This is a genomic window from Corynebacterium atrinae, from assembly GCF_030408455.1.
Classification (GTDB): Bacteria; Actinomycetota; Actinomycetes; order Mycobacteriales; family Mycobacteriaceae; genus Corynebacterium; species Corynebacterium atrinae.
This window is the reverse complement of record NZ_CP046977.1, coordinates 1,327,717-1,341,590: the sequence shown is the minus strand read 5'-3', so window position 1 is coordinate 1,341,590 and position 13,874 is coordinate 1,327,717. Positions and strand designations below refer to the sequence as shown.

Sequence of the window (13,874 nt, the reverse complement as noted above, 5' to 3'; positions counted from 1 at the left end):
ACATTTCTATGCGCCCGGTTGGATACTTGAGACAGTTGCCCAAATTCAATAAAGGAAGGATTGGCCTCCATGTTGTTGGTCCTCCAAATCCTCATCGTTCTCGGCGCCATCGTCCTCGGTGCTCGCCTGGGTTCGATCGCCATCGGCTTCGCCGGTGGCCTGGGTGTCCTCTTGCTCGCTGCGACCGGTGTCACCGTCACCGCAGAGGATATTCCCTTTGATGTCATCGGCATCATCATGTGTGTTATCGCCGCTATCGCCGCTATGCAGCGCGCCGGTGGCATGGATTACCTCGTCCACCTGGCCGAGAGGTTCCTCCGTCGTAACCCCAAGCAAATCACCTTGTGGGCTCCAGTTGTTACCTGGGCCATGACGGTGTTCGCTGGAACCGGCCACACCGCCTTCTCGACCCTGCCCGTCATCGTCGAGGTCGCCAAGGAGGGCAAGGTTCGCCCCTCCCGCCCCCTTTCAGTCGCTGTCATCGCCTCCCAGATGGCGATCGTCGCTTCACCGATCTCTGCGGCCGTCGTTTTCATGGCGTCGATCCTGGAGCCGCTAGGGGTGAGCTACCTCCAGCTCCTCGGCATCATGATCCCCGCGACTTTCCTCGCTATCTTCCCGACGGCACTGTTGGCTAACCGCCTAGGAAAGAATCTCGAGGACGATCCAGTTTATCAGGACCGACTGGCAAAGAACCTCGTTCGCAAGCCGATCGGCCAAGCCGAATGGACTCCGCCCAAGGGTGCCAAGTCTTCTGTCTGGGTCTTCTTGGTCGCCATCATTGGCGTCATGCTCTACGCCACCGCCATCTCCGAGCAGGTCGGCCTCATTACCGATCCCTCGCTGCCGCGCAACGAAGCCATCATGTGTATCATGCTGGCTGCCGCTACCATCATCGTTCTCGTGACCAAGATCCCGGCCGACGAGATCATCAAGACCCAGGTCTTCCGCTCCGGTATGTCTGCCGCTGTCTGTGTCCTCGGCGTCGCTTGGCTCGGCACGACGATCATCAACCACTACATCGACAACATTCAGGTCCTGGCTGGCGATATCCTTGAGTCCAGCCCGTGGCTGCTCGCCGTGGTCCTCTTCTTCGCCGCAGCCCTGCTCTACTCGCAGGCCGCCACCGCCAAGGCACTCATGCCAGCGGCCCTCGCCATCGGTGTCAGCCCGCTCACCGCGATTGCTGCGTTCCCCGCAGTCTCCGCGCTTTTCGTCCTTCCGACTTACCCGACCCTGCTCGCCGCAGTCGAGATGGACGATACCGGCTCCACTCGCATTGGCAAGTACGTCTTCAACCACCCGTTCCTCCTTCCCGGTGTCGTCTGCATCACGATCTCGGTGATCCTGGGCTACCTCCTAGGAGCGATCATCCTCTAATCCCCAGATTGGCAATGTGATCTGCGGAATTCACTGCCCACCGGCCGCTAGGCTGGTGGGCATGGTCTTATCTGACGTCGATATTGCACAAGCTCACACGCTTGAACCCATTACCGATATAGCTGACAGGGCAGGCATTGATCCTGCCGCCCTGACCCTTTTTGGCAACACCAAAGCCAAGGTAGACATCACCCAACTCGTTGACACACCCGCCAACGGCAAGCTCATCCTCGTTACTGGAATCTCTCCGACGCCGGCGGGCGAAGGAAAATCCACCGTTCTCATTGGTTTGTCTGATGCCATGACCCGTCTCGGGCACAAAGCAGCCGCCGCTCTTCGCGAGCCCTCCCAGGGACCGGTCATGGGAATTAAGGGCGGTGCTGCCGGTGGCGGATATTCCCAGATCGTCCCTATGGAGGACATCAACCTCCACTTCACTGGTGACTTCCACGCCATCGCCGCTGCCAACAACACCCTCGCTGCCCTCATCGACAACCACATCCACCAAGGCAACGACCTCAACATCGATCCCCGTCGCGTGTCCTGGCAGCGCTGCCTCGACGTCAATGACCGTGCTCTACGCAACGTGAACACCGGCCTGGGAGGCCCTGCCCACGGTGTTCCCCGAGAAACCGGCTTCACCATCACCGCAGCCTCTGAGATCATGGCTGTTCTCTGCATGTCGACCGACTTGGAAGATTTCAAGCAGCGAGTACGTAACATCACCATCGGTTTTACCTACGACGACCAGCCTGTCACCGCGGGCCAGCTCGGGGCGGAAGGCGCCTTGAGTGCCCTGATGAAAGACGCCCTCAACCCCAATCTCGTCCAAACCCTTGGTGGTACCCCCGCCTATATTCACGGTGGTCCCTTTGCCAATATCGCCCACGGCTGCAATTCCCTTATTGCTACCCGGGTAGCGATGCAGCACGCTGATTTCGTCCTCACCGAAGCTGGCTTTGGTTCCGATTTGGGTGCAGAAAAGTTCTTCGATATCAAAGCTCGCTACGGCAACCTCGATGTCAATGGCGCGGTCATCGTCGCCACGATCCGCTCACTCAAGTACAACGCAGGCGTGCCGTTAGACCAACTCAAGGAGGAAAACCTCGAAGCTCTCAAGAAAGGGGTAGTCAACCTCGCCCGCCACGTCTCCAACACGCAGCAGTTCGGCGTCACCCCAGTCGTCGCGCTCAATCTTTTCGCCTCCGACACCGTCGCCGAGCGAGAGTTCATGCGTGAATGGGCGAAGGGGTTCCAGGTCCCGTTGGCCGAAGTCAACGTCTGGGCCGAAGGCGGAGCCGGAGCAGAGGACTTGGCACTCGCCGTCCTCGACAACCTTCGCTCGGGATCGACACCGTTGTACGATCCGCAATTGGGCATCGAAAAGTCAATTGAGACCATCGCCAAACGAATCTACCGAGCCGCCGAAGTGGAGTACTCGCCCCGCGCGCGCAAGGACTTGGCGATGATCAAGGCCAATGGGTGGGACAAGCTCCCGGTCTGTATTTCTAAGACTCAGTACTCCTTCAGCGACAACCCCAGTGAACTCGGGGCTCCCTCAGGTCACACTCTCCACATCCGTGAGCTATTGCCGCGTACCGGAGCCGGCTTCGTCGTCGTCCTCACCGGAGACGTGATGACGATGCCAGGCCTGCCCAAAAAGCCCGCGGCCGACAACATCGACATCACAGCCGACGGAAAAATTTCGGGACTCTTCTAAACCTGCACGACGAGGAGTTCCTTGGCAACTTACGTTTGGCAGTCGCCGAGTATGAGGTGAGCCCGGCGTTTTTTGCGCTGGGGCTTTCGTATGAGGTGCCTAGCGGCGGATGGGTACGTTCCCAGGCCGGAGATGAAGAACCTGTCGGAAAGTTGCTTCTACCTCTTGCGCGGTTCGATTCTGTGTTCTACTATTGGAGTTAGAACACCTAATCGAAGGGGCAAGGGGGTGAACGAACATGAGCAGTGACATTTTCTACCCAGGCAAAGCGCTACCACTCACGCTCGAGATCGGCTTTTCCATGGTGGAGGCGCACCTGAAAGAGGCAGCCGCCGGCCCCCAGCACTACTTCGCGGTCAGCTCACCTCATGACCCGGTCGCTCGGCGGGGAACACAGATGCGACGCGAGGACCACAAACTGTGGCAATCCGTTCTCCCCAATGGTGATGAGGACGTTGACATCGTCCTCGCTAAGCTACGGCGCTCCCTAGGTCGTGGGGATCAGTACCTTATGTCCGCGATCAGCGCCCACCAACGGCTTAACGAACTGCCGAAGTTGAAGGAGATTCAGGAGGTGTACTTCCACCTCGACCTTGTCCGCTTGAAGACGATTGACGGTGTGTTGTGTAAAGCAGACACCACCATCACCGAACACCTCGACCTCATCGACACCGAACTAGCCGAATTCCTCACGCCCACCCGGACGAATCAGATCCTGCCCACCCCAGGAAAGATCAAAAGCCGGCTCAATGCGATCATCACCATGCTCGATGAGACGATCTCCTCCGAGGATCCCGCACCACAACCGGTTGATAGTGTCTCCATCTCCTTCGACGACGGCCGGGGCTTCCTCCACGCTGATCTTGATGGGGTCGTCGCCCAAGAAATCGACCTCCGTATCCGCAAGCACGCCATCGCCCATGGGATCAGTCAGGCAGACGCCTTCGTGGCCTTGATGAGGGGTGAGGGGTCAACGAATGTCACCCTCAACATCTACCGAGCATCCGATATCCCGAATGCTCCAGCATGGGTCTCCGGGGTCGGGTACCTCACCGCAAAGCAGACCGAAGATCTGCTCAACCGAGTTGGTGTGGAGATTGATCTCGATGCGATTGCTCAGAAAGTCTCGTCTGCGTATGCCACCCCCTCAGATATCCGCTCCCTCGTCATCGGCCTTGATGGGACGTGTGCTGTCGGTGGGTGTGATGCACCTGCTCATCGAGCACAGATGGATCACCGGATCAATCACGCTGATGGCGGGCCCACCACAGCAGCGAATTTGGCGGCGTTGTGTGTGAAGCATCATGCGGTCAAGACTGATCGGCGAGTCACCTACGTCATGGACCCGGTGACGAGGCGGAAGTACTTCCTGTTTGATGATGGGTCGTGGGCGGAGTCCGAAGGTGACGGGCCACTGGCTGCTAGTGAGCGACGCTGGTTGCAAACCGTGTCCCAACGGATCGAGAAGCGCAGGGCGAGGATTAGGTCGGAGTCCCAAGCCCAGAGAGCAGAACAGATCGAGAAGGAAGGTCCTCCGCCGCCCCCACCACCGGAAGAACCACCACCGTTCTAGCGTTGATGCCCGGTGAAGCGGGGTTCTCCACGCCCACGCATGTGACAAGCGGACAGAGTGACGGGTGATTCCTACTGAGGAATCTTCGGGATTTTCCGAGCGACTACGATGCTGACGATCGCCGCCACTGCGATGGACACTGCCCAGTCAACTGGGGTTGGCCACGCGACCAGAAGATCGATAATTATCCGTGCCACGAGCGTCGTCAAGAGTGCGGTGAGCGCAATAGTGAGTCCGCCGTGGTCGTGTATCAATCTGCCCATGGGTCCCCACCCTACGAAAAAGATGATTCTCGAGTTTAGTGATCTCGCTGATTCTGGTTGACCACAATGTCGGAAGTCGTGGTGAATAAGGCCAGCAGTGAGACCAGTGAACCCGCATAGAAGAACGAAGAAGCGTAGAACCAGGTAGAGCTTGTGGGCGAATGGTGAGTGACGAATGGATGCGCGGGGGATTGCTTGCGGGCTTCTCTCGCCGCCCAGAAGGTGACACAGGCTGAGTTGATGAGAATCAGGAGGGGAGCCAGATGGACCACAGGTCAGGCACAATTCCTCCTTAGTTCGAGTCTGTCGCTGGAGTGCCGGGCCACCCGGGGTACTCCGGGGGAGTACCACCGAATTCGGGGCACAGCGATTGGAAGGAGCACCACCCGCAGAGCTTGGAGGTTTTGGGGCGAAAGCGACCGGATTGTCCGTCGGCGGTGATTTTTCCCCAGAGGTCGGCAAGGTCTCGTTCGAAGTATTCAAGTTCCTCTTCGGAGGGTTGCAGGAACATGGAGTCGAGGACCTTGAGGTACATCAGTCGAAGCTGGTGGGGAATGGTGCCGTGGAGGCGCCAGTAGACGAGGGCGTAGAAGCGCATTTGGAACTGGGCGTCGTGCGACCATCGGGGTTGGGGTTTCTTACCGGTCTTGTAGTCGACGACGCGGACCTCGCCGGTGGGGGCAACGTCGACGCGGTCGATGAAGCCCCGCACCGGCACGCCGTTAGGGAGGACAGTGTTGACGTACATTTCGACGGCGTGGGCGTCGAAACCTTGGGGGTTCTCCATTTCGAAATAGCCGCGGAGGAGGTCTCGGCATTCGATGAGGAAGTCCATCAGTTGGTCGTCTGGGACGAGTTGGACGAGCTCATCATCAGCGGTGCACATGGTGGCCCAGGTGGGCTTGAGCTGCTTCACGGCGGCAGGGTAGGTCCGATCTTCCCGGACGAGGCCGTGCATGTTTTCCAGCACCGCGTGGACGAGGGTTCCCTTGACCTGTGCGAGAGTCTTTGGTTCGGCGAGGCGATCAATGGCCCGGAAGCGATAGAGCAGGGGGCATTGCTTGTAGTCGGAGGCGCGGGAGGGTGACAGGGCCAGGGGTCGGGGAGTGCTCATGATGCTTCACACCCTAGCCGTGGCACAGTGGAGGGTATGAACCAGACTTCTGATTTCCTTGACTTCATCGCTGCGTCACCGAGTTCTTTCCACGCTGCGGAGGAAGTGGCGCAGCGGTTGGAGGCGGCGGGGTTCCATCGTCAGGATGAACAGGATGCGTGGAACGCCGAGGCTGGGGGGCACGTCTTGGTGAGGGGCGGGGCAGTGATGGCGTGGTGGGTGCCGGAGGGTGCGGGGCCGCAGGCGGGTTTCCGCATCATCGGGTCTCATACTGATTCGCCTGGGTTTACTCTCAAGCCTCGGCCAGAGATTGGTGCGGGCGGTTGGCAGCAGGCGGGAGTCGAGGTTTATGGCGGGCCGATTCTCGCTTCTTGGTTGGATAGGGAGCTTAGCTTCGCCGGGCAGATTGTTTTGGCGGACGGCTCGCAACGGTTGGTTAACACGGGTCCGATTGCCCGGATTCCTCATTTGGCTATCCACCTGGATCGCTCCAGCGAGTTGAAGCTGGACCGCCAACAGCACATGCAACCGGTGGTCTCGACCACCGGGACGACGGTGTTGGACGCAGTGGCGGGGGCGGCGGGCGTCGATAAGCAAGATATTTACGGACATGCCCTGATCACTGTTGACGCGCAAACCGGCGATGTGTTTGGTGCCGATATGGACCTCATTGCGGCGGGACGTATGGACAACTTGTCATCCGTGCATGCGTCGCTCGTGGCGTTCCAGCGGGCGATCGCTTCGGGGGATGCGGGAGATGATGTCCTCGTGCTGGCTGCCTTCGATCATGAGGAGGTTGGTTCGGCGTCGACGACGGGAGCGGCGGGGCCGATTCTGGAGCAGATACTTAGCCGGACGGCTGACGCGCTAGGGGCGACGGCAGATGAATTCCAGCGGATGCTGCGGCGTTCGTTCTGCGTTTCGGCGGATGCTGCGCACTCGGTGCACCCGAACTACGTGGGGAAACATGACGCTGCGCATCAGCCGATTATCGGGAAGGGGCCAGTCACGAAGATCAACGCCAACCAGCGTTATGCCTCGACGGCGGAATCGGTAGCTAGGTGGGAGCTTGCGTGCCGGGCGGCCCGGGTGCCCTCGCAGGTGTTCGTTGGAAACAATGAGGTGCCGTGCGGGTCGACCATTGGGCCGATCACGGCAACGCGTCTGGGTATCCCTACGGTTGACGTCGGGGTGCCGCTGCTATCGATGCACTCGGCGCGCGAACTGGCTGGGGTACGTGACCAGCTGTGGTTCGCGGACGCTCTTGAGGCATACTTGATCAATCATTAATCCCACATGAGGAGCACTTCACCCATGGCCTACTCCGGCCCCTTTCAGCCAGGCGATCGAGTTCAGCTCACCGACGCCAAGCGCCGCCACTTCACCCTGATCTTGCAGCCGGGCGCGAAGTTCCATTCCCACAAGGGCATCGTCGAGCACGATCAGATCATCGGAATGGATGAAGGGTCAGTTGTCCGCTCTACGTTGGGCGCGGACTACCTGCTGTTTCGGCATTTGATGGTCGATCATGTGCTGTCCATGCCTCGGGGTGCGGCGGTTATTTATCCGAAGGATTCAGCTCAGATCATCCTTGAGGGAGACATCTTTCCGGGGGCCCGGGTCTTGGAGGCGGGAGCCGGCTCGGGCGCGCTGTCCATGAGCCTGCTGCGTGCCATCGGCGAGAATGGCCAGCTGATTTCCTACGAGATCCGCCAGGATCACCTGGATTACGCCATGTCGAATGTCGATGAGTTTTTTGGCGGGCGACCCGCGACGTGGGACCCGCGGCTGGGAGACCTCAACGAGGTGACCGTTGATGACCTCGGCGGGCCGGTGGATCGCGTGGTTTTGGACATGCTGGAGCCGTGGGAGTGCCTGCCTGTTGTCCGAGACGTCCTCATTCCAGGTGGCGTGTTCATGACATACGTGGCCACCGTCCCGCAGCTGATGAAGGTCATGGAGGGCATCCGGGAGCTACAGTGCTTCACCGAGCCGAAGGCGTGGGAATCGCTAGTGAGGGAATGGAAGGTCGAGGGGCTCGCCACCCGACCGGAGCACCGCATGAATGCCCACACGGCTTTCCTCATTTGGGCTCGTCGCCTGGCAGATGGGGTGACGCCGCCTCGCCCACAGCGTCGCGCACGCAAGTAGAGCCTGATTACAGTAGAGGTATGGAATCAGCCGACACCACTTCCCTCAAGCGCGAACTGCAGACCTTGGGGACCCGAAACGCCAAGCTAGCTCAGTTGCTCAAGGCGTCTCGGGACAAGCTGCAAGATTTGCAGGGGCAGATCGACGCGCTCGCGGAGCCGGCCTCTACCTACGGGGTCTTCCTCGACCATGGGGAGAAGGGGCGTGACGCGGAGGTGTTCACCGCTGGGCGCCACATGCGGCTGAAAATCTCGCCCAATGTAGCGCCGGAAGAGCTCGTTCCAGGCACGTTGGTGCGATTAGGCGACGGGTCGATCGTCGTCGAGGCCTGCGGTTTCACGGAAACAGGAGAGCTCGCCATGGTGACCGAGCGGGTCACGTCGACGAGGGCGTTGGTGACCACTCACAACGGGGATGAGCGGCTCATTCGCCTGGCCACGCCCCTGCTCGATACCGCCCGAGCGGGAGACACTCTCCTAGTTGATACCAAAGCGGGTTTCGCCTTCGAGCGGATTCCCAAGACCGAGGTCTCCCAGTTGTCGCTGGAAGAAGTGCCGGACGTGACCTACGAGGACATCGGCGGCCTCGACGAGCAGATTGACCAGATCAAGGATGCGGTGGAGCTGCCATTTTCGCATCCGCAGCTCTACCGGGACTATCAGCTGCATCCCCCCAAGGGCGTGCTGCTGTACGGACCGCCCGGTTGCGGTAAGACGCTCATAGCCAAGGCGGTGGCGAATTCGCTGGCTACGCGGGTGGGGGATGGTTCGGCCAGCTACTTCCTCAACGTCAAAGGCCCGGAACTGCTGAACAAGTTCGTGGGCGAGACCGAGCGCCGCATCCGCCTCATTTTCGAACGCGCGCGGGAGCTGGCCGGTGACGGGCGCCCGGTGATCATTTTCTTCGATGAGATGGAATCGATTTTCCGCACGCGTGGTTCCGGTGTGTCCTCCGATATGGAGACTACCGTCGTACCGCAGCTGCTCACCGAGCTTGATGGCGTGGAGAATCTCTCCAACGTGATCATCATCGGGGCGACCAACCGGGAGGAGCTCATCGATCCGGCCCTGCTGCGCCCTGGCCGCCTTGACGTGAAGATTAGGGTCCAACGCCCGACCCGCAAGGGGTCCTGCGACATCTTCCGCCGCCATCTCACTGAACGGGTCCCGCATGCGGCACCGGTGGAGGAGTTGATTGAGGTGGGCGTCGATAAGCTTTTTGAACCCCGGCCGTACGTTGAGCTGACCCTCGTCGATGGACGTGTGGAAACGCTGTACTACTCGGATTTTGTCTCCGGCGCGATGATCGCGAATATCGTCGATCGGGCGAAGAAGCTGGCCATTAAGGATCATCTGGCAGGGACGAACACTGCGGGCGTGACCGCACAGCACCTCACCGAGGCCGTCATCGCCGAGCATCTCGAAAGCGAGGACCTGCCGGACACCGCGAACCCCGATGTGTGGAGTCGAATCACCGGACGCCACGGATCGCGGGTCGTGGAAGCCCGTGTGGTGGGCTGACGTCGATTAGGGTGAGGGGCATGACTCGTTTCATGGGCACGGAAATTGAGTATGGGATCTCCACTCCGACTGATCCGGGGTTGAGTCCCATCGTCACGTCGACTCACGCGGTGGTGGCGTATGCCGCGATGAACACGGGTGCTCGTTCGCGCTGGGACTATGAGGAAGAGTCGCCGTTGAAGGATGCGCGCGGCTTTGACCTGCGCCGTTATCACACGGTTCCGGTGGTAGACCCCGACGCGGTGGGTATCGCCAACGTGGTCACGGCCAATGGCGCGCGCTTCTACGTCGATCACGCGCACCCCGAGTACTCCTCGCCGGAATGCTCCAATGCTTATGACGCGATGGTGTACGACGCCGCCGGCGACCTCATCCTGCTCAAAGCCGCTGCGGACGTGGCGGAGTTATTTGAGGAGGGCGTGTCCATTCTCAAGCATCATGATCCGTGCCCGCCGTTGAAGTTCTATAAGAACAATGTCGACGGTAAGGGCGCCTCATATGGTGCGCACGAAAACTATCAGTACTCGCGCCAGACGGACTTCGACGTACTGTCGCAGGCACTCATTCCCTTCTTTGTCACCCGCAACGTCATCATTGGAGCCGGGCGATTGGGCATCGGGGAGGCGGGGGAGCGGGAGGGCTTTCAGATTTCCCAGCGCGCGGACTACTTCTTCCAGGAGGTGTCGCTGGAGACGACGCTCAACCGCGGAATCATCAACACCCGCGACGAGCCGCACGCCAACGCCGTGAAATTCCGTCGCCTGCACACCATTGTCGGCGATGCGAACATGTCGCAGTATTCGACTTTCCTTAAATTAGGCATGACCAAGCTGGTCATCGACGCGATCGAGAACGGCGTGGACTTCTCCGATCTGCGGCTGCGTGATTCTGTCGCGGAGTTGAAGAACGTCTCCCATGACTTAGGCCTCACTCATCAACTGCTGCTTCGCGACGGCCGCGAACTCACCGCCCTCGACATCCTGCGGGTCTATCTCTCCCGCGTCACCGCGGTCGATGAGGTGGATCAGCGCGTCATCGCGCTGTGGGGGGAGGTCCTTGACCTGCTGGCGGACGACCCGATGAAGACTTCGCATCTGTTGGATTGGACCGCGAAGTGGTCGCTGATCAAGGGCTATGTGGATCGCGGGGTGAGCCTCTCGGATGCCAAGCTGCAGCTCATTGACCTGCAGTACGCCGACATCGATCCGGCGAAGTCGCTCTACCACGCGCTGGTGCGCCGGGGCCGGATGCAGACCCTGGCGACGCCGGAGGAGATCGAGCGGGCTGCTTCCACCCCACCTGCTGATTCTCGGGCATGGTTCCGCGGGGAGGTGTCGGCCAAGTTCGGCGAGGACGTTATCGCTGCCTCCTGGCAGACGATGATCCTCAAGGTCGGCGACGTCTCAGCCCGTCTTGCTACCAATGACGTCGACGGCCTCACCCGGGAGCAGGTGGGAGCGATTATTGACGACGCCACCACCACTGCCGAGCTGCTCCAAGGCCTGCAGGCGGTCGGCATCGAACCCAACAACACCTACGTCACGCACCACAACAAATCCTGATTGAAAGGGAGCACCCTCACTATGACCGGACCCCAGACCCATGTCGCCTCGGGTGGCGCTGGCGATGACGATAGCGATCACCTTGACGCCACGGCCGGGCAAGCCCAGCTCAACACCACTGGCACCGATGGCCTCCTCGACGAGATCGACGGGTTGCTGGAAACCAACGCCGAGGACTTCGTCCGTTCCTACGTGCAGAAGGGCGGTCAGTAGGCCGTGGAGGGTCTGTTCGCGCGCCGCATCGTCGGGGTGGAGACGGAGTACGGGATCACCGCGGTTCCGGCAGACCCCAACCTCAAGCTGTCTGTTGATGAGATCGCCCGCTACCTCTTCCGTCCCATCGTCGCCCGTTACAACAGCTCCAACATTTTCACGCTCAATGGCTCGCGCCTCTACCTCGATGTCGGATCGCATCCCGAGATCGCAACGGCCGAGTGTGACAGCCTCACCCAGGTTCTCAACTACGACCGCGCGGGCGATCGGATGGTCGATGACCTCGCACAGTCGGCGGAGCAGGCGCTGAAGACAGACGGCATCGACGCCAAGGTGTTCCTGTTTAAAAACAACGTCGACTCCGTGGGCAACTCCTATGGCTGCCACGAAAACTACCTCGTCGGCCGCCATCTCCCGCTACGCACGTTGGGCAAATTGCTGCTTCCATTTATGGTGACCCGTCAACTCATCTGCGGAGCCGGAATGATCGGACGGGCCACGGGCAATTTCCCAGCCGGGTTCCTGCTGTCGCAGCGCGCTGACCAGGTATGGGAGGGTATCTCTTCGGCCACCACGCGCTCGCGGCCGATCATCAACACCCGCGACGAGCCGCACGGCGATTCCGAGCGCTTCCGACGCATGCACGTCATCGTCGGGGACTCGAACATGTCGGAGCCAACGTTCGCGCTCAAGGTGGGCTCGACGATGCTCGTCCTCGAAATGATCGAGTCCGGGGTTTCGTTGCCAGACTTCGAGCTGGATAACCCCATTGCGCACATCCGAGACATCGCCCGCGACCTCACCGGTTCGACGCCGCTTACATTGAAAAGTGGGGGCACCGTCACCGCCCTGCAGGTCCAGGAGGAAACCCTGGCGGCGGCGAAGGCCTGGCTGGAGGAACGCCCGGACGAGGGCACCCCCACCGAGGAGTTGCGACGCGTTGTCGACTTGTGGGCCCGGCAGGTTGAGGCAATCCGTACCCAAGACTTTTCCCAGGTCGACCAAGAGATCGACTGGGTGATCAAGTACACCCTGCTCAACCGCTATCGAGAGCGGCTGGGGGAGGAGTGGAACAACCCCAAGCTCGCCCAGATCGATCTGACCTATCACGACATTCGCCCTGGCCGGGGGCTGTTCCCCCTCCTGCAATCCAAAGGCTTGGCCCAGCGGTGGACCTCCGACGAGGACATCGCCGCCGCTGTCCTCGAGCCACCGACGACGACCCGTGCCCACCTGCGGGGACGATTCCTTCGCCACGCCGAACGCCTCGGTGCTCCGGTCACGGCGGATTGGGTGCACCTGAAAGTCAATGCGCCGGAACCGCAGCTGATTGAGCTGAGTGACCCGTTCGCGGCCGTCGATAAGCGTGTCGACACTCTTCTGGACTACATGGACGCGCACGCCGGGGACTACGGAGATGACGCATGAGCAAGCACGATGCGGCCGTGCAACGGCTGACCAGCTTGGTGTTCGCCCTGCTGGCAGCCGATAAGAACGGCGGCCGGCGCCTCACCCCCGCGTGGATCCGCGAGCATGTGGATGGCTATGCCGACCTCAGCAACGACTCATTTTTGACCAAGCTGCACCGGGATATCGCCACCCTCGCTCGCGCCGGAGTCCCCCTGGAGTCCCGGCAATCCGAGGAACTAGGCGGCGGCACCACCTACGGCCTGCAGTCCGCGGAGTACGAGCTTCCCGCAATGTCGTTCACGCCCGAGGAGGCGGCAGTCCTGGGGTTAGCGGGGGAAATGGGCCAGGCCACCGAACTGGGCGTTTTCGCCCGATCCGGCTGGACCAAACTGGCCGCCTCCGGCGCGAGCCGCGACCTCTCCCAGGCCCCCGTGTTCACGGCCGTCAACGACCTGAACACACTGTCGCCGGTGGTGCTGACCTCGATCCTCACCATCGTCCGCAATGGTTACCGCATGACGTTTTCCTACGCCTCCCTCCCTACTTCCGAGCCGGTGCGCCGCACGATGGACCCCTGGAGCCTGGTCAACCTGCATGGCCGCCTCTACCTCGTCGGTCACGATATCGACCGGGATGCGCCCCGTTCTTTCCGCCTCAACCGTATTAGCGATATCCGTGCGCGGCGAGAGCCAGCCACTCACCCCGAACCCGAATCGGTCCAGGAAATAGTCGAGGAATCGCTGCGGCTCGGTCGCCAAAGGGTGGACGCGCTCCTGCGTATCCCCGAAGGCGTCGCCTTCGAGCTTTCTTCCGCAGGCAGCCGTCGTCCCGACGGGTTGCTGGAGCTTATCGACGTCGACCGGGACTGGCTCGCCCGCACTGCAGCGGGCTTCGCCCCCGAGGTTGTTGTGGTGGAACCTGCCGACGTACGTTCTCAGATCGCCGCTCTACTGCAAGGAGCCCGCTAG

At 60.9% G+C, this 13,874-nt stretch carries 12 protein-coding genes; 10 read left to right on the top strand and 2 right to left on the bottom strand.

What is annotated here, in order from left to right:
• The first annotated feature begins 69 nt into the window (after window positions 1–69).
• From CATRI_RS06590 to CATRI_RS06580, 3 genes are all read left to right on the top strand, one after another.
• On the top strand, window positions 70–1,380 hold the full coding sequence (locus tag CATRI_RS06590) for an anaerobic C4-dicarboxylate transporter (protein WP_290220829.1): 1,311 nt from the start codon (window positions 70–72) through the stop codon (window positions 1,378–1,380).
• Window positions 1,381–1,441: 61 nt separating this feature from the next.
• Window positions 1,442–3,100, top strand: coding sequence for a formate--tetrahydrofolate ligase (locus tag CATRI_RS06585; protein ID WP_290220827.1), 1,659 nt, complete (start codon window positions 1,442–1,444; stop codon window positions 3,098–3,100).
• A 238-nt stretch (window positions 3,101–3,338) separates the two neighbouring features.
• Window positions 3,339–4,673 carry an HNH endonuclease signature motif containing protein gene (locus tag CATRI_RS06580; RefSeq protein ID WP_290220825.1) on the top strand — a complete coding sequence of 445 codons (1,335 nt, stop codon included), beginning with the start codon at window positions 3,339–3,341 and terminating at the stop codon, window positions 4,671–4,673.
• Window positions 4,674–4,744: 71 nt separating this feature from the next.
• On the opposite strand, the gene CATRI_RS06575 is transcribed toward CATRI_RS06580, so the two are convergent.
• Together CATRI_RS06575 and CATRI_RS06570 are read right to left on the bottom strand one after the other, a co-directional pair.
• Window positions 4,745–4,936, bottom strand: coding sequence for a hypothetical protein (locus tag CATRI_RS06575; protein WP_290220823.1), 192 nt, complete (start codon window positions 4,934–4,936; stop codon window positions 4,745–4,747).
• A gap of 292 nt (window positions 4,937–5,228) precedes the next feature.
• Entirely contained in the window at window positions 5,229–6,050 is an 822-nt protein-coding gene (locus tag CATRI_RS06570; protein ID WP_290220821.1) for a RecB family exonuclease, read from the bottom strand.
• Window positions 6,051–6,086: 36 nt separating this feature from the next.
• On the opposite strand from CATRI_RS06570, the gene CATRI_RS06565 reads away from it, so the two are divergent.
• From CATRI_RS06565 to CATRI_RS06535, 7 genes are read left to right on the top strand one after another with little or no spacing between them, the layout of a single operon-like run.
• Window positions 6,087–7,340, top strand: a complete 1,254-nt coding sequence (locus CATRI_RS06565) for a M18 family aminopeptidase (protein WP_290220819.1) — start codon at window positions 6,087–6,089, stop codon at window positions 7,338–7,340.
• A 24-nt stretch (window positions 7,341–7,364) separates the two neighbouring features.
• Window positions 7,365–8,201 carry a tRNA (adenine-N1)-methyltransferase gene (locus CATRI_RS06560; RefSeq protein WP_290220817.1) on the top strand — a complete coding sequence of 279 codons (837 nt, stop codon included), beginning with the start codon at window positions 7,365–7,367 and terminating at the stop codon, window positions 8,199–8,201.
• 20 nt (window positions 8,202–8,221) lie between these two features.
• Window positions 8,222–9,721, top strand: coding sequence for a proteasome ATPase (arc, locus tag CATRI_RS06555; RefSeq protein WP_290220814.1), 1,500 nt, complete (start codon window positions 8,222–8,224; stop codon window positions 9,719–9,721).
• A gap of 20 nt (window positions 9,722–9,741) precedes the next feature.
• Complete coding sequence (dop, locus tag CATRI_RS06550; protein WP_290220812.1) at window positions 9,742–11,283, top strand: depupylase/deamidase Dop; 1,542 nt, start codon at window positions 9,742–9,744, stop codon at window positions 11,281–11,283.
• 21 nt (window positions 11,284–11,304) lie between these two features.
• Window positions 11,305–11,496 carry a ubiquitin-like protein Pup gene (locus CATRI_RS06545; RefSeq protein WP_290220810.1) on the top strand — a complete coding sequence of 64 codons (192 nt, stop codon included), beginning with the start codon at window positions 11,305–11,307 and terminating at the stop codon, window positions 11,494–11,496.
• A 3-nt stretch (window positions 11,497–11,499) separates the two neighbouring features.
• Window positions 11,500–12,924 carry a Pup--protein ligase gene (pafA, locus tag CATRI_RS06540; RefSeq protein WP_290220809.1) on the top strand — a complete coding sequence of 475 codons (1,425 nt, stop codon included), beginning with the start codon at window positions 11,500–11,502 and terminating at the stop codon, window positions 12,922–12,924.
• Window positions 12,921–13,874, top strand: a complete 954-nt coding sequence (locus tag CATRI_RS06535; RefSeq protein ID WP_290220807.1) for a helix-turn-helix transcriptional regulator — start codon at window positions 12,921–12,923, stop codon at window positions 13,872–13,874. Before pafA ends, CATRI_RS06535 begins: the two co-directional genes overlap by 4 nt.

Excerpts from the sequence above, each read along its gene's own strand:
- CATRI_RS06590 (WP_290220829.1), top strand. The coding sequence starts at position 70 with ATGTTGTTGGTCCTCCAAATCCTCATCGTTCTCGGCGCCATCGTCCTC.
- CATRI_RS06585 (WP_290220827.1), top strand. The coding sequence starts at position 1,442 with ATGGTCTTATCTGACGTCGATATTGCACAAGCTCACACGCTTGAACCC.
- CATRI_RS06580 (WP_290220825.1), top strand. The coding sequence starts at position 3,339 with ATGAGCAGTGACATTTTCTACCCAGGCAAAGCGCTACCACTCACGCTC.
- CATRI_RS06575 (WP_290220823.1), bottom strand. The coding sequence starts at position 4,936 with ATGGGCAGATTGATACACGACCACGGCGGACTCACTATTGCGCTCACC.
- CATRI_RS06570 (WP_290220821.1), bottom strand. The coding sequence starts at position 6,050 with ATGAGCACTCCCCGACCCCTGGCCCTGTCACCCTCCCGCGCCTCCGAC.
- CATRI_RS06565 (WP_290220819.1), top strand. The coding sequence starts at position 6,087 with ATGAACCAGACTTCTGATTTCCTTGACTTCATCGCTGCGTCACCGAGT.
- CATRI_RS06560 (WP_290220817.1), top strand. The coding sequence starts at position 7,365 with ATGGCCTACTCCGGCCCCTTTCAGCCAGGCGATCGAGTTCAGCTCACC.
- arc (WP_290220814.1), top strand. The coding sequence starts at position 8,222 with ATGGAATCAGCCGACACCACTTCCCTCAAGCGCGAACTGCAGACCTTG.
- dop (WP_290220812.1), top strand. The coding sequence starts at position 9,742 with ATGACTCGTTTCATGGGCACGGAAATTGAGTATGGGATCTCCACTCCG.
- CATRI_RS06545 (WP_290220810.1), top strand. The coding sequence starts at position 11,305 with ATGACCGGACCCCAGACCCATGTCGCCTCGGGTGGCGCTGGCGATGAC.
- CATRI_RS06535 (WP_290220807.1), top strand. The coding sequence starts at position 12,921 with ATGAGCAAGCACGATGCGGCCGTGCAACGGCTGACCAGCTTGGTGTTC.